This window comes from Methanothermobacter sp. CaT2, from assembly GCF_000828575.1.
Classification (GTDB): Archaea; Methanobacteriota; Methanobacteria; order Methanobacteriales; family Methanothermobacteraceae; genus Methanothermobacter.
Genome location: NZ_AP011952.1, coordinates 711,784 through 729,454, shown reverse-complemented (window position 1 = coordinate 729,454; position 17,671 = coordinate 711,784). Strand labels below are relative to the sequence as shown.

General features: G+C 50.0%; 19 protein-coding genes and 2 tRNA genes. 8 read left to right on the top strand and 13 right to left on the bottom strand.

The genetic code is table 11. The annotated features are described in order from the left end of the window. Nucleotides 1-2 precede the first annotated feature (2 nt). Genes MTCT_RS03735 through MTCT_RS03725 form a run of 3 tightly spaced genes read left to right on the top strand, consistent with a single transcriptional unit; the run spans nucleotide 3 to nucleotide 2,629 of the window. Nucleotides 3-611 (top strand): HVO_0476 family zinc finger protein, encoded by a 609-nt coding sequence (locus tag MTCT_RS03735; RefSeq protein ID WP_048175510.1) that lies wholly within the window; start codon nucleotides 3-5, stop codon nucleotides 609-611. Between the two features lie 35 nt (nucleotides 612-646). Next, nucleotides 647-1,300 (top strand): protein-L-isoaspartate O-methyltransferase, encoded by a 654-nt coding sequence (locus tag MTCT_RS03730; RefSeq protein WP_173402629.1) that lies wholly within the window; start codon nucleotides 647-649, stop codon nucleotides 1,298-1,300. 54 nt (nucleotides 1,301-1,354) lie between these two features. Next, nucleotides 1,355-2,629 (top strand): tRNA (N(6)-L-threonylcarbamoyladenosine(37)-C(2))-methylthiotransferase, encoded by a 1,275-nt coding sequence (locus MTCT_RS03725; RefSeq protein ID WP_084126181.1) that lies wholly within the window; start codon nucleotides 1,355-1,357, stop codon nucleotides 2,627-2,629. A gap of 256 nt (nucleotides 2,630-2,885) precedes the next feature. On the opposite strand, the gene MTCT_RS03720 is transcribed toward MTCT_RS03725, so the two are convergent. After that, nucleotides 2,886-2,958 (bottom strand) — tRNA-Phe (locus tag MTCT_RS03720). Between the two features lie 4 nt (nucleotides 2,959-2,962). Beyond that, a tRNA-Val gene (locus MTCT_RS03715) sits at nucleotides 2,963-3,034 on the bottom strand. A gap of 350 nt (nucleotides 3,035-3,384) precedes the next feature. On the opposite strand from MTCT_RS03715, the gene MTCT_RS03710 reads away from it, so the two are divergent. Further along, complete coding sequence (locus MTCT_RS03710) at nucleotides 3,385-5,514, top strand: PAS domain S-box protein (protein ID WP_084126179.1); 2,130 nt, start codon at nucleotides 3,385-3,387, stop codon at nucleotides 5,512-5,514. 60 nt (nucleotides 5,515-5,574) lie between these two features. Here the strand turns inward: MTCT_RS03710 and MTCT_RS03705 are convergent, their stop codons facing one another. Together MTCT_RS03705 and hmtA1 are read right to left on the bottom strand one after the other, a co-directional pair. Further along, nucleotides 5,575-6,066: a rubrerythrin family protein gene (locus MTCT_RS03705; RefSeq protein WP_010876457.1), complete on the bottom strand. Its 492-nt coding sequence runs from the start codon at nucleotides 6,064-6,066 to the stop codon at nucleotides 5,575-5,577. A gap of 170 nt (nucleotides 6,067-6,236) precedes the next feature. Continuing rightward, nucleotides 6,237-6,443 carry a histone HmtA1 gene (hmtA1, locus tag MTCT_RS03700; RefSeq protein ID WP_010876456.1) on the bottom strand — a complete coding sequence of 69 codons (207 nt, stop codon included), beginning with the start codon at nucleotides 6,441-6,443 and terminating at the stop codon, nucleotides 6,237-6,239. Between the two features lie 152 nt (nucleotides 6,444-6,595). On the opposite strand from hmtA1, the gene cofH reads away from it, so the two are divergent. Beyond that, nucleotides 6,596-7,711: a 5-amino-6-(D-ribitylamino)uracil--L-tyrosine 4-hydroxyphenyl transferase CofH gene (gene cofH, locus MTCT_RS03695; protein WP_048175509.1), complete on the top strand. Its 1,116-nt coding sequence runs from the start codon at nucleotides 6,596-6,598 to the stop codon at nucleotides 7,709-7,711. Nucleotides 7,712-7,821: 110 nt separating this feature from the next. Here cofH and MTCT_RS03690 read toward each other — a convergent pair whose 3' ends face one another. From MTCT_RS03690 to MTCT_RS03675, 4 genes are all read right to left on the bottom strand, one after another. After that, nucleotides 7,822-8,175 (bottom strand): cyclophilin-like fold protein, encoded by a 354-nt coding sequence (locus MTCT_RS03690; protein ID WP_048176580.1) that lies wholly within the window; start codon nucleotides 8,173-8,175, stop codon nucleotides 7,822-7,824. A gap of 15 nt (nucleotides 8,176-8,190) precedes the next feature. Continuing rightward, nucleotides 8,191-8,856, bottom strand: a complete 666-nt coding sequence (gene deoC, locus MTCT_RS03685; RefSeq protein WP_048060904.1) for a deoxyribose-phosphate aldolase — start codon at nucleotides 8,854-8,856, stop codon at nucleotides 8,191-8,193. A 9-nt stretch (nucleotides 8,857-8,865) separates the two neighbouring features. Continuing rightward, nucleotides 8,866-10,473 (bottom strand): tRNA uridine(34) 5-carboxymethylaminomethyl modification radical SAM/GNAT enzyme Elp3, encoded by a 1,608-nt coding sequence (locus MTCT_RS03680; protein WP_048176579.1) that lies wholly within the window; start codon nucleotides 10,471-10,473, stop codon nucleotides 8,866-8,868. 86 nt (nucleotides 10,474-10,559) lie between these two features. Next, entirely contained in the window at nucleotides 10,560-11,585 is a 1,026-nt protein-coding gene (locus MTCT_RS03675; RefSeq protein WP_010876451.1) for a CBS domain-containing protein, read from the bottom strand. A 73-nt stretch (nucleotides 11,586-11,658) separates the two neighbouring features. Here MTCT_RS03675 and MTCT_RS03670 point away from each other — a divergent pair, with 73 nt between their 5' ends. From MTCT_RS03670 to MTCT_RS03660, 3 genes are all read left to right on the top strand, one after another. Continuing rightward, nucleotides 11,659-11,928, top strand: coding sequence for a PRC-barrel domain-containing protein (locus MTCT_RS03670; RefSeq protein WP_048060903.1), 270 nt, complete (start codon nucleotides 11,659-11,661; stop codon nucleotides 11,926-11,928). A gap of 12 nt (nucleotides 11,929-11,940) precedes the next feature. Beyond that, a complete protein-coding gene (locus MTCT_RS03665; RefSeq protein ID WP_048060902.1) occupies nucleotides 11,941-12,240 on the top strand; it encodes a DUF2098 domain-containing protein in 300 nt (99 codons plus the stop codon). A gap of 107 nt (nucleotides 12,241-12,347) precedes the next feature. Beyond that, nucleotides 12,348-12,827, top strand: a complete 480-nt coding sequence (locus MTCT_RS03660; protein ID WP_143485761.1) for a DUF308 domain-containing protein — start codon at nucleotides 12,348-12,350, stop codon at nucleotides 12,825-12,827. 57 nt (nucleotides 12,828-12,884) lie between these two features. Here MTCT_RS03660 and MTCT_RS03655 read toward each other — a convergent pair whose 3' ends face one another. The 5 genes from MTCT_RS03655 to cbiD form a co-directional block, all read right to left on the bottom strand. After that, on the bottom strand, nucleotides 12,885-13,409 hold the full coding sequence (locus tag MTCT_RS03655) for a DUF2115 domain-containing protein (RefSeq protein WP_048175508.1): 525 nt from the start codon (nucleotides 13,407-13,409) through the stop codon (nucleotides 12,885-12,887). 100 nt (nucleotides 13,410-13,509) lie between these two features. Beyond that, nucleotides 13,510-13,977, bottom strand: a complete 468-nt coding sequence (locus MTCT_RS03650; protein ID WP_048175507.1) for a DUF2115 domain-containing protein — start codon at nucleotides 13,975-13,977, stop codon at nucleotides 13,510-13,512. Further along, entirely contained in the window at nucleotides 13,964-16,036 is a 2,073-nt protein-coding gene (gene hel308 / locus MTCT_RS03645) for an ATP-dependent DNA helicase Hel308 (RefSeq protein WP_048175506.1), read from the bottom strand. Before hel308 ends, MTCT_RS03650 begins: the two co-directional genes overlap by 14 nt. Before the next feature lie 11 nt (nucleotides 16,037-16,047). Beyond that, nucleotides 16,048-16,521, bottom strand: a complete 474-nt coding sequence (moaC, locus tag MTCT_RS03640; protein WP_197538717.1) for a cyclic pyranopterin monophosphate synthase MoaC — start codon at nucleotides 16,519-16,521, stop codon at nucleotides 16,048-16,050. Nucleotides 16,522-16,549: 28 nt separating this feature from the next. Beyond that, the gene (cbiD, locus tag MTCT_RS03635) at nucleotides 16,550-17,644 is read right to left on the bottom strand and encodes a cobalt-precorrin-5B (C(1))-methyltransferase CbiD (RefSeq protein ID WP_010876443.1); all 1,095 of its coding nucleotides are present in this window, start codon (nucleotides 17,642-17,644) and stop codon (nucleotides 16,550-16,552) included. Nucleotides 17,645-17,671 lie beyond the last annotated feature (27 nt).

Below are 17,671 nucleotides of genomic sequence, written 5' to 3'. Positions count from 1 at the left end.
AGATGCAGTGCCCTATCTGTGGATCAGGATCATTCAGGGTCCTGAAGAGCAGAACCGATGAGTCAAGGGCGAGGAAGATAAAGCACCTTGTACTTGAATGCGAGGAATGTGGAACGGTTTTCAGGGACAGCATCGTCATTGAAAAGCCCCGGAGCCACAGGATAGTGGTCAGTGAGCACGGGAAATCCTACCGGGATGAGGTGAAACTGTACCCTGGTGAGGAGCTATCTGCAGGTGACGCCATCACCGTTTCAGGCAAACTGGTTGAGGTGACCTCCCTTGAACTCAAAGGTGGTAAGAGGGTTGATAGGGCCACTGCAGACGATATCGAGACGGTATGGGCAGTTTCACTTGAGGCACCTGCACGTGTCGGTGTCTCGGTTGACCTCCATGGTGAGGTCTACTCAAGGAAGGTTGAGATCGACAGGGATTTCATCTTCAGGGTTGGTGACGTCCTGAAAATCGGTGAACACGTCTTCAGGATAAAGAGCATGAAGACAGGGGACAGGATGATAAGGAGGGGCTCAGCACCCGCACACAACATTAAGAGGATCTACGGAGTCCCGGTTAATATGAGGTTCACCCATGACCTGACAGACAGGGTGGTGTGATCCCGGGCTTTCGGGGACTGATCTGCTGTGGTCACATGATGGATGAGAGAAGGAGAATGGTTCAGGACCTCATGGAGAGGGGATACATAAAATCTGAGGCCGTCAGGAGGGCCATGGAGAGGGTGCCCAGGGAGGAGTTTGTCCCTGAGGATGAGAGGCACAGGGCCTACATGGACATGCCACTCCCCATAGGCGAGGGTCAGACCATATCGGCACCCCACATGGTTGCCATGATAGCTGAGATCCTTGACCTTGAACCCGGGATGAAGGTCCTTGAGATAGGCACCGGCTGCGGCTACAATGCAGCTGTTATAGCTGAAATCATAGGACCCGAGGGACACCTCTACACCGTTGAAAGGATAGGGAGCCTCTATGAAAGGGCCCGCAGAAAACTCAGAAGCCTTGGATACGATAACATAACGGTCATACACGGCGATGGCAGCCAGGGATTCGCTGATGAGGCACCCTACAGCAGGATATACGTGACTGCAGCGGCACCGTACATCCCGGATCCCCTCATGAAGCAGCTGGAGATAGGGGGAAAACTTTTAATACCCGTGGGTTCTGATAAATTCTATCAGGAACTGGTTCTGATTGAGAGGACCTCCGCCGACGACTACAGGTCCAGAAATCTCGGCGGGGTCGCCTTCGTCCCGCTGATAGGGAAGCATGGATGGAAATTCCACTGAACTGGAGACCACAAATCCATTTTTTTCAGGTTAACATTTAAAGAGTGATTTCCAATGGATGGTATCAGGGTTTATATAGAGACATTTGGATGCACATTCAACCAGGCAGACTCTGAGATCATGGCAGGCGTCCTCAGGGAGGAGGGCGCTGTGCTCACAGGAATCGATGATGCTGACGTCATAATTATCAACACATGCTATGTTAAGCATCCCACGGAGCACAAGGTTATAAACAGGATAAAGAAGATACAGGAGACCTACCCTGAGAAGGGTCTCGTTGTGGCTGGCTGCATGGTCGAAATAGACCCCTCTAAACTTGAAGCCATCTCAGGGGATGCCTCATGGCTTGGGCCACACCAGCTGAGAAGGGCGCCGCAGGCTGTAAGGGCCGCCAGTAATGGTCTGGTTGAGCGCATAACCGGATTCACGTCAGATGTGAAGGTGAAGGTCCCAAGGGTCAGGTCAAATCCCCTTATACACATCATACCGATATGTGAGGGGTGCAATGGTAGCTGCAGTTACTGCTGCACCCGGTTTGCCAGGGGAAGAATCCAGAGTTATCCATCGGACCTCATCATCAGTGAGGCAAGGGAGGCAGTGGCCAGTGGCTGCAGGGAGATACAGCTCACAGCACAGGACACAGCCGCCTATGGTGTGGATACCGGCGAAAAGCTCTCAGACATCATAAAGGGGATATCAGGGATCCCCGGGAATTTCAGGATACGTGTGGGTATGATGCACCCTGCAAGCGTCCTCAGGGATCTTGATGGACTTGTTGAGGCATTCAAATCAGAGAAGGTCTACAGCTTCCTTCATCTCCCGGTGCAGAGTGGCAGTGACAGTGTACTCGCAGATATGGAGAGGGGACACACAGTGGATGAGTTCCGGATGATTGTTGAAAGGTTCAGGGCAGAGATCCCCGACATATCCATCGCAACGGACATAATCGTTGGCTACCCCACAGAGGAGTGGGAGGACTTCATGGATACATGCAGCCTCCTGGAGGAGGTTAAACCCAGCTTCATACACCTTTCAAAGTACCGGCACCGCCCACGTGCCAGGTCATCTTCACTTGATGAGATAGACTTCAGGGAACTCCGCAGACGTTCCAGGGCCCTTGAGGAACTCAAGATGAGGATAACTGAGGAGGAAAACAGACGGCTGGTGGGATCATTCCAGGAGATACTAGTTGTTGAGAGGGGAAGGAAGGGGGGTTTCATTGGAAGGACGGGTTCGTACATCCCGGTTGTTACAGAAACCGGTGAGCCAGGGTCCTTCAGGAGGGTCAGGATAAGGGATGCCACAGGGACATACCTCCTGGCTGATTAGAATCCCTCATTCAATGGATTCTGCGGCCCTCTCCTGACTAATTTTTAAAATGATGGGTTTTCAATGATTAAGCATATGCTTTGGATCTTCTCACGAGACCATCGCAAAAATAGAAGATGACCTCCATCTCCGATAAACACAGATAAGCTGGTCACAGAAACCTGGTTTTTAAGAGTCAGTTGATAAGTAGATTGATATAAATTAATTTTTTAGGGCCTCAAAAAAACTTTACTCAAAATATAGAGGTGGTTATAAGTGCCGTGGGCCGGACTTGAACCAGCGACATCCAGATCTTCAGTCTGGCGTTCTCCCAACTGAACTACCACGGCATGATGGGCCGGACGAGATTCGAACTCGTGATCACCTCCGTGTCAGGGAGGTATCATACCCCTAGACCACCGGCCCGTGTTCCTTCTAAAGTATGGAAGTGGTCATATATAACCTTTTCCCTTCATGGGGGGTGATCTGATGATAAAGGCACCCTTTATGCCTGTAAAGGGTGTGGTGGACACATTAGCTCAGGTGGAGTTCCTGCACAGATACAATTTTGAATTGGAGTGTTGAAGATTCATTTATCCCATCAGATTATGTTAGATATTCACTGGTAAATGTCTGTCCATGGAACAATTTAAGCTAATGTTAACTTTGATGGTTTAACTTTAAGTACAACCTTGTGAATAATGTAGCTTAAAAACCATAAACACATTTAACATCATCATCTGATTAAGCTGGTACACTTTGATGGGGGATGTTTCTTGACCTACAAGAGTCTTCCTGTTGCAGAAAAGATACAATCATACTGGAATAGAAGAGCCCGGCTGGTAATTGTCACAGTACTCACCATACTCTGCGCAGCAACCACTATCTACTTTCACATGATCCTCGGCGTTGAGATAGTATTCACCCACCTCTTTTACATACCCATGGTATTCGCTGCGGTATGGTTCAGGAGAAGGTCCTTCATAGTGACGGCCTTTCTTGGCACCGTGCTCCTTGTGACTCATGCCCTCGCATCCCTCGGTGGATTCCAGGATGATGTCATGCGTCTGTCTGTGATGTTATTTGTGAATGCCATCACCGTGATCCTATCAGAGTCCATTGGGGAATCAGAGGAGGCACTGGCAGAGAGTGAGGAGAAATACAGGACAATAGTCGAATCTGCAAGGGACGCCATAATAACCGTTGATGGGAATGGGAGTATTGTATCATGGAACAGTGCAGCGGAGAAGATATTTGGTTACAGAGCAGCTGAAATGATGGGTAGGCACATCGACACCATAATCACAGAGGAAAACCTTGAAAAACACGATTTCAACAGGATTCTTGACAGAGAAATTTCCATCATGGTAACAGATGTTGAGGGTGTACGGAAGGATGGAACAAGGGTGCCGGTGGAGATATCTGTCTTCAGCTGGAATTATATGGATGAAAAATTTATAACAGCCGTCATAAGGGATGTAACTGAAAGAAAAATGGCAGAAAATGCCTTGTTTGAAAGTGAAAGAAAATTCAGAGCGGTTTTCGATGGAGTTGAGGACATAATAACCATCGTGGAGATCAGGGAAAATGGTCTTCCCGGTAAATATATTGAGGTTAACAGGGCGGCAGTTGAAAAGCTGGGCTATTCCAGGGATGAATTCCTCAGCATGACACCCGCTGATATGGGGGCGAGCAGGGAACAGTCATATGATATCATAAAAAACCTCCTCAGAAATGGGAGTGTGACATTCAACAGAACCTATATCTCCAGGGATGGCAGGAGGATACCTGTTGAGGTTAACTCAAGGCTACTTGAACTTGGGGAGATGAAGGTGGCTGTATCGGTTGCAAGGGATATAACCCAGAGACTGGAGAACGAAAGGAGACTGCGGGAGAGTGAGGAGAAATACAGATCACTCTTCAACCTCTCACCAGAATACATACTCCTCCTGGATCCTGAGGATGGGAGGATACTTGATGTGAACTCAACCCTCGCCGGGACCCTAGGAATTCCATCAGGGGAACTGAGGGGAAGATCCATCTATGAACTGGAATTCCTTTCTGATGATGTTAAGACGGAATTCAGGTCCAAAATTGAGGTGATAGAGAGGGATGGCACTCTGGAACCCTATGAGATGGTCCTTACAGATCTATCTGGAAGGGAATACACCGTGAGGATATACAACAAGCTCATACACGCAGAGGGAAGGGAATGCCTCCTGATTGTATTAAATGACATCTCTGACCTCAAGAGGACCCAGAGCATGCTTGAGAAGTCCCTTGCTGAGAAGGAACTTCTCCTCAAGGAGATCCACCACAGAGTCAAGAACAACCTCATGATAATCTCAAGCCTCCTCAGCCTCCAGTCCAGACAGGCCAAGGACAGGGAGACCATGGATCTTTTCAGGGAGAGCGAAAACAGGACCCGGTCCATGGCCCTGATCCATGAGCGACTTTACCGTTCAGAGGATCTAAAGAACATTGACCTTGCAGAATACCTGGGTAGACTCGCATCGGAGATATTCAGGAGTTACTCTGCAGATTCACGTATCCTGCTGAAGCTGGAGATAGATGAATTAAAGGTTGATGTGGAGACGGCTGTCCCCCTGGGCCTCATAGTCAATGAACTTTTAACAAATGCCGTGAAGCATGCATTCCCTGATGGGGAGGGCATGGTAACGGTTTCCCTCAGGAAGAGGAACGGCACGGTTACCCTTGAGGTCAGTGATGATGGCGCAGGTTTTCCAGAGGATATTGACTGGGAGAGCAGCCCATCACTCGGACTGCAGCTTGTAAGAAGCCTCACCAAACAGATCGATGGGAAGGTCGAGATGATTTCAGATGGGGGAACAACATTCAGGATAACATTTACAGAGAAGGGCCCGGTCCTCAATAATTCGGGTTAGGGTATTTAATACAAAGTTTCTGTGCCTTTAATCTGCTGCGGCATAAAAGAAAGGTTTAGGTTAATCTATCTTTTTGAATTCGTCCTTTGGAGCTCCACAGATAGGGCACCTTGAAGGAGCCTCGCCCTCAACGGTGTTACCGCACCAGTTGCAGACGTAGTAGTCCACCTCAACGTTACTTCCAAGGTTCTCCAGGGCCTTCTTGTATAGCTCTGCATGGATCTTTTCAACCCTGTTTGCAACGTCGAAGCTCCAGCGGGCCTGTTCATGACCTTCGGCTTCGGCCTCCTCAATGAAACCGGGGTACATATCCTCGAATTCAGCTGTTTCTCCCTCTATTGCCTCCCGGAGGTTCTCCTCGGTACTCCTGACAGCATCCATGGCATCAAGGTGGTTCATTGCATGGACGGTCTCTGCCGCCGCGGCTGCACGGAAGAGCTTTGCGACCTGGTGGTATCCCTCTTCATCTGCCTTCTTTGCAAAGGCAAGGTACTTTCTGTTTGCCTGGGACTCCCCTGCAAAGGCTTCCTTCAGGTTATCCATTGTTGACATAAAAAATCACCTCACTGCTTATACCAGTAATAATATATTATCCTCAGTTATATATCTTTATTGCAGATACAGAAGGTGAATGGAGATACAATCAGGAAGCAGAGGCCCTAAAATTAGATTAAAATTTGCAGTGTCCCTAAAAATAAATAAATAGTAGTAATAATACCTAATTATAACTGTTTAGCGGCCATTTCTATGTCTGTGGCTTTAACAGTTTTTCTGCCGGCGTGTTTTGCAAGTTCAACGGCTTTGCGTGAGATTTCTTCACCCATTTCTTCAAGGGCCTTTGCTAAAGCCTCTTTTGCATCATCACTTATTCTCTGGGCACCGGCATTTTTTATTATTCTACCTACTGGTGCAATTGGTAATTCAGCCATAATTTCACCTCCAAATTAAGCTGGTACGCTCTAATATTTAAATTTATTGGTTACGGGTGATTAATGGACCACATGGACCATATGGGGTTGAATGGGTGTGGATCTCACCAAAACCAAAAATTTTAAACTTGCATAACCAGATACTAAATCGCATGTTTGGCACCATGAACATCAAAACCCGCACAAAAAAAATACTTCAGAAGGCGATGGATGAGCCAATCACAAAGGAAGAAGCCCTTTATTTGATGGGAGTAACCGGCAGGGATCTCCAGGCCCTTATGATAGCTGCAGATATGGTTAGGGAGGCTGAAGCCGGTGACAGGATAACCTACATCGAGAACTGGAATATAAACTTCACCAACATATGCTCGGGGCAGTGCGGGTTCTGTGCATTCAAAAGGGATGCTGTGGATGGTGACTCATACTACCTTGAAACAGGAAGGATCCTTGAAATCGCAGCAGAGGCCATTGAGAACGGGGCCAGGGAGCTGTGCATACAGGGAGGTCTCTACCCGGGACTCGACACCTACTTCTACGAGGACCTCATAAGGGCCATAAAATCCGAGTTTCCGGATGTCCACCTCCACTCCTTTTCCCCAATGGAGGTCTATTATGGGGCTCAGAATGCTGAATTAACGGTTGAAGAGGCCCTGAAAATACTTAAGAGGGCTGGCCTTGGTTCAATGCCAGGAACAGCTGCAGAGATACTGGATGATGATGTCAGGGCAGTCATATGCCCCACCAAGCTGAGTACCGCTGAATGGGTTGAGGTCATAGAGACAGCTCACCGTGTGGGAATACCCACCACCTGCACAATGATGTATGGTCACATAGACGGGCCTGAACACCGTGTTGAGCACATGGATATACTGAGGAGGATCCAGGAGAAGACCGGGGGCTTTACAGAGTTCGTACCCCTCCCCTTCATGCACCCACACGCACCCATCTACCGTGAGGGGCTGGCAATGCCCGGAGCAACGGGTGCAGACGACCTCAAGGTTTATGCAATATCCAGGCTCATGTTCAGGGGTCTCATTGAGAACATACAGGCCTCATGGGTTAAACTGGGATTCAAATTTGCTCAGGTGGCCCTCCTTTCAGGTGCCAATGACATAGGGGGCACGCTTGGTGAGGAGAACATTTCAAGGTCCGCCGGGGCATCACATGGTGTGAGGACAGAGCCTGAAGAAATAATAAGGGTTGTGAGGGACATAGGAAGGATCCCTGCAAGAAGGGACACCCTTTACCGTGAGATAGAGGATGTCTAGCACATCCGTAATGTAATTCTCCCCGGATACACCCTTCCTTTTCTATTGTAATAGATCTACTTCCCTTCCTATTGGGAGGAATTCAGGGAGGCTCACCCCCTTTCAGAAGGTTACTCTTCCCTTTCTATTATTATCCTGTCACCCTCATCCACACTGAAGAAGAGCTCAAGGTTTTCGGTTACCCTGCCTATGTGGTTCACAGGTGAATAGGGCTGTGTTGATCCAAAGAAGATGCACAGGGCATAACCGGGCGGCCAGTAGGAGATGTCACCAGGGGAGGCACTATCAGAGGGGTTCTCATAGTCAAGGTCGAGGGGTATGTCAAAGTAGACCTCTTCCATCCAGAGGAGGGCCCTCCCCTCAATAGGAAGGCTATCATAGATTCTCCTTGCAGATTCGGGGTTTCTATCATCAAGTTCACCGGTGGCATGGCCCTTACCCTCAACGGTTATCCTTATCCTCATGGTCCTCACCAGCCACTACCTCCATCCCTCGATTATCTGTACACCGGTTGATGTCCCGATCCTGTCTGCCCCAGCATCTATCATCGCAAGGGCTGTTTCAAGATCCCTTATTCCCCCAGATGCCTTGACTCCCATCTCATCACCCACCGTTTTCCGCATGAGCATCACATCCTCAACTGTGGCGCCGGCTAGTCCACCATAGGCTGTTGATGTTTTAACAAATGCCGCACCGGCCTCTTTACTTATAAGGCAGGCTTCAACCTTCTCCTTGTCTGTGAGATAGGCTGTTTCAAGTATAACCTTGACGGGGACGCCGGCGGCATCAACAACGCCGCTGATATCCCTGTATACGAGCTCCCTATTGCCTGACTTCATGGCCCCGATATTCATGACCATGTCCACCTCACCGGCCCCGTTCTCAACGGCCTCAGAGGCTTCAAGGGCCTTAACGCGGGGTGTACTGACGCCTGCCGGGAAACCAACAACTGAGCAGACCGTCACATCGGTCCCCTCAAGGAGTTCAGCCGCCAGCCTGACATTGGTGGGTGTGACCACCGCGCACCTGAAGCCGTAGCTGACCGCCTCCCTGCATAGCCTCTCAATATCATTTTCTGTTGCATCAGCCCTCACATTGGTGTGGTCTATAAGTGATGCAAGTTCCTCCCTTGTCTCCACATTCATTTTAACCACCTAAAGTTTCTTTGCCATGTAGGGGCCCTCCTTCAGGTATCCGAATTTGCTGTAGTATTCACGGGCACCTATCCCACTTGTTACAAGTATCTTCTCCATTCCATTATCAGCAGCCAGGGACTCTGCCCTTGCAAGTAGCTCCTCACCGTAGCCCCTGTGCTGACCAACGGCATCTCCCCTTTCTCCTATGGGGAGCATTGAACCGTATACATGCAGTTCCCTTACAAGGGCTGTTTTATCATCGACCTCGGGGCGGTGGGCCTCCTCTGATGGGAACCTCAGCCTCAGGAAACCCACAAGGACGTCATTTTCAGGGTCCTCCTGGGAGAGGAAGAACTCCCGCCCCCCGGTGGCTGCGTACTCCTCCACCATGAGGGTAACAGCATCCTCGTCGACCCTCACACCCCTCCTTGACATGTGTCCAACCTCACGGCACCTTATACACCTGCACCTCACCCCCTCCTCCTCCAGGCGCCTGTAGACCATTTCACCGAGATTGGACTTCCTGACACCGTCCACTATGAGCTGTGAGGGAATATCCCTCTGTATCCTCATGGTCCTCACCCACTTCGGCATCATCTTCTTTATCTCCACGATAAGTTCAACCGCCTCCTCAGTGGAGTAGGGCTTATAGAGGCCCCTCTCCCATAGGCTGTAGAGTTCGCTGCCACGGGTCACAAGGCAGGGATATATCTTGATCATATCCGGTCTGAAGGAGGGGTCCCTGAATATCCTCCTGAATATGCGCAGGTCCCTTTCAAAGTCTGAGAACAGGCCAGGCATCAGGTGCATGGCAACCTTCACCCCGGAGTCCCTGAGGATCCTGTTGGATTCCACCACATCCCTTATGCTGTGGCCTCTCTTGATCCGCTGGTAGATGTAGTTGTATATGGTCTGAACTCCCAGCTCGACCCTGGTAACTCCCAGGCCCAGCATCCTGTCCACGTCCTCCTCCCTGCAGTAGTCTGGTCTTGTCTCGAAGGTCATGCCAACGCATCTCACCGGCGAGGACTCGTTTAGTCTCTGGGCGTCCTCAACCTTCACGTATCCATGGTGTTCTGGCACATCCACCCTGATGCCCCTGAGTTCCGCCCCGAAGTCCACCATGGCCTTGAGGCACATGGAGATGAACCACTCCTGGTAGCAGAGGCTGTGGGAGGGGAAGGTCCCCCCCATAACTATGAGTTCAACCTTATCCACGGGGTGACCTATGCTGTGGAGCTGCTCCAGGCGGTTGTAAACCTGCCTGTAGGGGTGGAAATCGTACATCCTGGCCCTCAGGGCTGCAGGTTCCTCTCCAGTGTAACTGGGAGGTGCCTTTTCACTCTCTGGACAGTACAGGCACCTCCCATGGGGGCATTCCCGGGGCTGGCACATTACAGCGACGACAGCAACCCCTGAGATGGTCCTTGTGGGTTTTTTTCTCAAGAGGCCCTCTATAACCTTTTTCTCCTCCGGAGTCGCATGTTCAAGGATTTCAGAGTTGCTCATGAATCTCTCAAGTCCCATTTCACGGCAGACCCTGTGCTTGAACCTCTCAAGGTCCTTCCTTGTCCTTATTTCACCTGAAATTATTCCATTGATTATGAGGCGTGACGCGTCCTTCATGATCCTGATCCCCTGTTTATCGGTGTTCATCCATTCTGTACATCATATCCATTCGGTTTTTCATCGCTCGAGTTTTTTGATCCTGGTTATTCTGTTTTTTTGTTCATCAGGTTGAGTGTTCTGACTATATCTGTTCTTGAAATTATACCTGTGAGTTTACCGTCCCTCATCACAGGGAGCCTTCCAAGCTGCAGCCGGTTCATCTTCTCAAGGGCTCCTGTAACCTCCTCATCATCTCGCACTGTGACAACGTCCCCTGTCATGACATCCTCCACCCTGAGGTCCCTGCTGGCATCAGATATATCATGGAAGGTAACAATACCCCTCAGTTCACCGGCCTCGGTCACAGGATAACCCATGTGCTTTTCACGGAACATCACATCGAGGGCCTCCTTAACCGTCATATGAGGGTGAAGAGTCACAGGGTTCTCTGTCATAACATCTGCCACCCTGACACCCTCCAGGAGTGATGAGATGAGGGTTGCCTGGTACTCCTGCTCTGCTCCGATGTAGATGAAGAAGCCGATGAGTATCAGGAAGAAGTTGTAGAAGAGACCGGTTACGGCCATCAGGACCGCTATGATTTTTCCGAGGTTCGAAGCTATCCGGGTGGCCCTGATGTAATTCAGTCTCGCAGCCAGGATGGCCCTCAGTATACGGCCACCATCCATCGGGAAGGCAGGTATGAGGTTGAAGATTGCAAGAAGCAGGTTCACAGCAAGGAAGTCACCTGCGAAACTTGCAGCAGCTCCTTTCAGACCAAACAGGAGCGGGACCGCTGTGATGAGGGCCATGAGTATATTTGTGAGGGGCCCGGCGATTGATATCATGAACTCCTGGCGTGGGATGCGGGGTATCTCCTCCATCCTTGAAACCCCACCGATGGGGAGCAGAAGTATGCTCTTTATCTTCACACCGAACCTCAGGGCAACGTAGGAGTGGGCCAGTTCATGTATCACCACGGTTACAAATACAAGGGTTATTAGAACTGCAAGGTTCACTGAGAGGAATCCAAGGTAGGCGAGGATGTATATGAACAGCATCAGCAGTAGAAATGAGAAATCGAGTTCAATGGGTATCCCTGAGACACTGAATATTTTAACTGAAGTCATGTTCTATTATATGGGGTGCTATGAATAAATCATTTTTTATAGCATGACTGACATAACATTTCATGGTGTTCAAATGAAGGTGACGGAGTTCCTCGGTCTTAAGGTGCTGGATAAAAATGCAATGGAGATAGGTAAGGTCTCTGACCTGGAGGTGGATCCTGAGGAGGGCCTCATAAAGTCCCTCATAATATCCAAGGGTGAACTGTCCCTCAAGCAGAGGACCTTCATCGTTGATATGGAGAGTGTCAGCCGGGTCGGCGATTACGTCGTCCTTGCAATAGCTGCAGATGAGGCAGAGGAGGCCCCCGAAGAGGAGGAGTCCATGGAGATATCCCCTGAATGAGGGGTGAATGGCATGGAGGTAAAGGACATAAACGGAAATGTTCTGACGGTGGGAATGGCTGTACGTTACACTGGAACAGGGACCACCGGTGAGATCTCAGCCATCAAGGTTGAGGATGGCGAGGGATGGGTCCGCCTTGAGGACTCAGACCTCTGGTACAATACAGGATACCTGGAGGTTGTGGATAAATCCGAACTCCGGAGGGCGGTCAGGAAGGGGGGTCGCGGTGACACCATTGACCGCATCAGGAAGATGAAGGAAGACTTTGAGGATGTGGATATGGGTTCAGAGGTATGTGATGGTGGTGGTTGATCTGCATCACCTTTTCTTTTCTTGCTGAACCATCTACTGATTTTTCTGTCTGGATTTGACCTCTTATTAAATTCATATTAGTATATACAATGAAGGGGGGTGAAAGTGTGTCTGATACAAAGATTCCAGGCCTCATATCTCTGATCCTGGGGATCCTTGTGATTCTTTTTCCTGTGTTCTCAGTATTTACCCTGAGTGTCCTCACTGGTGTGGCAGTGCTCTTTGTTGCTATCTGGCTCTTCCTGCTTGGTTCTGGAACATGGAAGGTTAACAGGGGAGCAGGGGTGCTCTACATTCTGCTGGGGGTGCTTGGTGTAATCGTTGCAGCGACCATTGCAGGTAATGTGGCTCTCTTCAGTTTCCTAGCGGCGTTCTGGATATACATAACGGGTATAATCCTTATAATTGCAGGTATAACAGCTCTTTTCTCAAGGGAACACAGGGCTGGAAGGGCTGCAGCCATATCTGTTGTGGTTCTGGGATTCATCTATATAATCCTGGGGATATTCGTAAGCAACCCGGTATTCCTGGCCTTCCTGATAGGCCTATCACTGGTAATTGATGGAATCGGTCTCCTGATGTATTAGGAAATAAGAAGAGAGAATAACCTGCTTTCAGGCTTCTGGTACGGGTCTCCTGACATATCAGGAGATATCAGGGTCCTGGATGCTGACACAGAAACGGCAGAGGGCACCGGGAGTGTTTATCTGTCTGTCCTTGACAGGACAGTAGAAGACATTTCCCTCCCTTCTAACCGTGAAACCACCGGGAAAGCGGGTCCCCACTGGATGAACGGGTTCCTTCCTTACGAATGTGACGTAGATTGTTATTATACGGGCGATCTTCTGAAAGCACCTTTCATTTTCTGTTTTTGCCTGGCTTAACTGCTGGTCAAGGAAGTCTATGAATTCCTTTAACCCTGCGGTGTCAACATGACCCTGGTAGATGTTTTTATCATTCTTTATATCCCGTATCCTGTTAAAGAAGGCCCTGGTGAACCTTTCGATGAACTCCTTCTGCTCCCTGGGCGGCAGGTACCTGGCGTCCTCCCTCAGGTAGACCGATGCACTCATTATATCCTTTATATGGACAGAGGAGGCCTCCTTTTTAAGCATTTCAAGGAGCTGCATCTCTGTCATCTTTTCTGGAATATCACTGCTTCTTATCATCTGCTCACGACCTGCACTCCGGACGATTTCGGGGTATTTCTGATGTGCTGGAGGTATCCCTATTTATCACAGTAGACAAGGGCTGAATCCTCCTGGAAGATCAGGGAAGGGGGCTCTGTCTGGCGATACAGATATCACATAGGGCTTCCGGGTTATCACTCTGTTTATCCTTAACTGGACAGTAGTGGACACCATCCTTTTTTTCAACCTCAAAACCTCCAGGAAATGGTGTTCCTGGAGGGTGCAGCGGTTCCCCCTTAACATAGGTTCTGTATAAAACTGTTAAACCAACAATTTCCGGAGCATGGATTTCATCCAGCCTTTTAAGGGCATCCCTGAGGCTGTAACGTGCATCATCCATTTCAGGCGTCCCTGAGAACCCTGCCTTAAGGTCAAGCACGGAGTCGACGACCATGGACATATATGCATCCACATATATTGCCCTGTATCTCTCCTGAACAAATCTGCAACTCCTTTCTAGGAAGACACGCACCTCCATCAGATCATACACACCTAGAGTGGCTGCCATGTTCCTCAGAGCCATTATGAGGGCATCAGAACCTTTCACAGTACCTTCTAATAGCCTCTGCCATTTTTGGTCCGATTCCATCAATACGTTTAAGTTCATCTTCCCGCACATGTCGCAGATCCTCACCAAAGGTTTTGATGATCCTACGGGCCCGGACTCTTCCAAGCCCTCTCACACCAACCACAAGGGGTATGGCATCCTCTTTCACACCATAATAGAGCCTTGCAGAAAGAATTTCGAGTTGACTGGAGTGCCTGTATACTCCCATTATCTCGCAGATCTTACCAAAGAATTTAACGATTTTTGAGGCTTCGTAGGCCGAGCGCCTCGTTGAAGCAGCGTAAACATGAAACGCATTCTCTATTTCATATTCTGTTCTCTCATTGATCCACTCAATCAGAGCAGCTGCCGTCGCCTCTTCGTTCCCGACGTCCATGAGGAAGAGCCCATGTTCCATCAGCTTATCACGGACAGGGTCCCGGCTCTTCCTCCCCTTGAATGATATCAGGGGCATGTCAGGTGTCCTTGTTATCTCATAGATGAGGCGGTATATGTCCATCTCATCCATCTCTGATGCAAACTGGTGGAGTTTGATGGCTGTCTCCACACTGTAATTGGATTTTGCTATGAGGAGACCGAACTCTGTTGCTGAGAATCCTTCAGGGCCAGGGTAGAGGATTCTGTTCCTCATAAGGTACTCTGTGGCGTTCTCGACCTCATACTGGATAGCGTCCATCCCGAATGAATCACTGAAGGGACCCTCAACCATCTGGTAACCATAGAATGTGTTCCTGAAGAAATCTGCCAGCTCCTCCGTGGTTCCTGAGAGACCGGAGGCGACCTGTGCAATTATCTGTCTGTAAAGGGCGTCCCTGTTCTCTATGATGCGTGAGGTGGTCCTCTCGACTTCACCCCTGATGTAGTACTCCTCCAGATCCAGGGCCTCATCATGGCTCCTGGCTATGAGGTAGGAGTAGCCGGCATCATCATACTGGGGCCGCCCGGCCCTACCAGACATCTGCTCATAATCAAATACAGGGATCCTCCTGGGGCCCTGACTCGTCCACCTTGTGTAGTCCCTTATCACAACTGTCCTTGATGGGAGGTTGACTCCGTACATGAGGCTGGGGGTGGCGGTTATCATCAGTATATTCCCATCCCTGAACTCATCCTCTATTATCTCCCGCTGCCTGTTGAAGAGTCCTGCATGGTGGAATGCGATCCCTGCCTCCAGGCATTCTGCAAGTTTCAGGCAGGTGGAGGTTGGAGGGGATCCCCTGGACTTTGGAACCTCAAGAACCTTCCCGGCCACCTCCCGGAACCTCTCCACCATGTCAACAGGTATCCTCCCTGATATCTTATCTGCAAGGTGGGATGCGAGGGACTCTGTGAACCTCCTGGTGGATACGAAGGCGAGGGTCTGGCTCCCATCCTCAAGGGACCTCTCAAGAACCTTGAGGACAACATCGTTCTTTTCCCTGACCCCGAACATCTCAGTGTCAAGGACCTCCCGATGAAGGGGAACAGGCCGGTAGTCGTGCTCCACAACCCTTGCGTCGAGCCATCCGGCTATCTCATCCATATTTGAGAGGGTTGCAGAGAGTGCAACTATACGTACTGATGGATTCAGGGTCCTTGCCCTTGTAATTGCAGACTCGATTACCGGGCCCCTCGTGTACTCTCCTATCATGTGGAATTCATCAACGATGAGGAGGTCAACCTCCCGGAGGATATTCCATGAGAACTTGGTGAGGCTGTCGAAGGATTCAAAGACCATGACCGCGATGTCAGAGGTCCGCGGGTCCTTACCGACCCTTATACCGTGTTCTTCAAGTTCGCGGAATTCCTTTATCTTTTCGTTCTGGATGGATAGAAGGGGCACTGTGTAGATCACGCGCCCACCTTCCATGACCGTTTTCAGGGCTGCAATGATACCCAGGAGGGTCTTTCCGCTGGCGGTGGGTATGGCTATTATGTAGTTGTCCTCTGATTCAAGGTAACCCGCTTCAATGGCACTCCTCTGGGCAGGGTTCAGCTCCCTTATATGGGGGTAGCAGTCCCCGAGGATCTGTCTCATTTCAGGTGGGAGGGACTTCATATGAACACGCCTCAGAGTTCCAGCTTTTCCTTTTTAATGACTCTTATGTTGCTGATGGCCGTTTCAGGGTACTGGCCATCATCGTCCTTCTCAACACTTTTGACCATGTCCCATATTGTGAGCAGGGCAACGGATACACCGGTTACGGCCTCCATCTCAACACCAGTCTTCCCATCGCATCTCACAGTAACCCTGGCGGTGATCCGGTCATCATGCAGGTCAAATTCAACATCAACACCTGTGAGGGGGAGGGGATGGCAGAGGGGTATTATTTCCCAGGTCCTCTTAACGGCCCCTATGGCTGCTATCTGGGCCGTTGCAAGCACGTTCCCCTTTTCAATCTTCCTTTCACGGATTAAGTTTATGGTGTCTTTACGCAGGAGTATATGGCCCTCGGCTGTTGCGGTTCTCCTAACAACTGGCTTTGAGCCCACATCAACCATGCGGACCCCCTTTTCATCTGTATGGGTGAATTCTTTCATTATCATCACTCATGAATTTCTTTGATGGATTCTAAAATACTTCAGTAAATCTGTGGTTCCTTTTAGTCTTGAAGTTTGAGTTGAGGATCCGGCCATCCAGGCTGAAAATCAGGACATCGGTATCAAAGGAGAACCTCTCATTGAATCTCTCCCTTATGGCATCTGCTATGCTGTTGAAGACCCTACCTGTCAACCCTTCACCCTCGAGTTCAGATATCATCTCCTCCACGGTCCCATCGTTGAATATTCTGGTCACCGTATCTCTGGAGGCACCCATGAGGGCTGCATGGGCAGCCATTATCTCGCGGCGGGCATCTGCATCTGAACTCCGGGTCTGGAATATCCCGGCAGACAGCTTGATCAGTTTACCTGCATGGCCCATGAGTATTATCCGCTCAACCCCCCTGCCATCGGCCTCCTCCAGCATGTAGCCTGGGAAGTTGGCCATCTGGATTATCCTCTCATCCTCGATGGATTCAAAGTACTCCCGGGCGAATCTCTCCCCTATGTTACCCGGTACAAATACGAGTTCCCTGAAACCCCTGGCAGTGGCGATATCGATCTGACAGGCAAGGGATTCCCGGTATGCCTCGGTGGACATGGGCCTGGCTATGCCTGTTGTCCCAAGGATGGAGATACCTCCGATGATCCCGAGACGGGGGTTCATGGTCCTGGAGGCTATCCTCTCCCCCCCGGGCACAGACACTGTGACCACAGCGCCCTCATCATCCCTGAGGTGTTCCCTGAGGTTCTCCTCTATCATCCTCCTGGGGACAGGGTTTATGGCTGCTTCTCCGGGGGGGACCTGGAGACCGGGCTTTGTGACGATTCCAACACCCTCACCACCCCTTATCATGATTTCAGGTGTCCCTGTGATCTGAACAGTGGAAATGATCTCAAGATTCACGGTGACATCAGGGTCAGGGTAGGGTCTCTTGATGACACAGGCCCTGGCGGTGTCACCTGAGATGCGCTCAACATATTCAACGTCAACCTCCAGGATCCCGGATGGGGTCCTGACCCTGACCTTACTGGCTTCACAGCCCTTCAGACACAGGAGTGAGGCGAGGGCTGCTGCGGTGGCAGCTGTTCCAGTTGTAATCCCGAATACCCTCTCATCATTCATCAGAAAAATCCTTAAAAATTAATTGAA

What these genes read in the sequence shown, in the direction of transcription:
- MTCT_RS03735 (WP_048175510.1), top strand. Translation starts at nt 3, where the DNA reads ATGCAGTGCCCTATCTGTGGATCAGGATCATTCAGGGTCCTGAAGAGC.
- MTCT_RS03730 (WP_173402629.1), top strand. Translation starts at nt 647, where the DNA reads ATGATGGATGAGAGAAGGAGAATGGTTCAGGACCTCATGGAGAGGGGA.
- MTCT_RS03725 (WP_084126181.1), top strand. Translation starts at nt 1,355, where the DNA reads ATGGATGGTATCAGGGTTTATATAGAGACATTTGGATGCACATTCAAC.
- MTCT_RS03705 (WP_010876457.1), bottom strand. Translation starts at nt 6,066, where the DNA reads ATGTCAACAATGGATAACCTGAAGGAAGCCTTTGCAGGGGAGTCCCAG.
- hmtA1 (WP_010876456.1), bottom strand. Translation starts at nt 6,443, where the DNA reads ATGGCTGAATTACCAATTGCACCAGTAGGTAGAATAATAAAAAATGCC.
- cofH (WP_048175509.1), top strand. Translation starts at nt 6,596, where the DNA reads ATGTTTGGCACCATGAACATCAAAACCCGCACAAAAAAAATACTTCAG.
- MTCT_RS03690 (WP_048176580.1), bottom strand. Translation starts at nt 8,175, where the DNA reads ATGAGGATAAGGATAACCGTTGAGGGTAAGGGCCATGCCACCGGTGAA.
- deoC (WP_048060904.1), bottom strand. Translation starts at nt 8,856, where the DNA reads ATGAATGTGGAGACAAGGGAGGAACTTGCATCACTTATAGACCACACC.
- MTCT_RS03680 (WP_048176579.1), bottom strand. Translation starts at nt 10,473, where the DNA reads ATGAAGGACGCGTCACGCCTCATAATCAATGGAATAATTTCAGGTGAA.
- MTCT_RS03675 (WP_010876451.1), bottom strand. Translation starts at nt 11,585, where the DNA reads ATGACTTCAGTTAAAATATTCAGTGTCTCAGGGATACCCATTGAACTC.
- MTCT_RS03670 (WP_048060903.1), top strand. Translation starts at nt 11,659, where the DNA reads ATGAAGGTGACGGAGTTCCTCGGTCTTAAGGTGCTGGATAAAAATGCA.
- MTCT_RS03665 (WP_048060902.1), top strand. Translation starts at nt 11,941, where the DNA reads ATGGAGGTAAAGGACATAAACGGAAATGTTCTGACGGTGGGAATGGCT.
- MTCT_RS03655 (WP_048175508.1), bottom strand. Translation starts at nt 13,409, where the DNA reads ATGATAAGAAGCAGTGATATTCCAGAAAAGATGACAGAGATGCAGCTC.
- hel308 (WP_048175506.1), bottom strand. Translation starts at nt 16,036, where the DNA reads ATGAAGTCCCTCCCACCTGAAATGAGACAGATCCTCGGGGACTGCTAC.
- cbiD (WP_010876443.1), bottom strand. Translation starts at nt 17,644, where the DNA reads ATGAATGATGAGAGGGTATTCGGGATTACAACTGGAACAGCTGCCACC.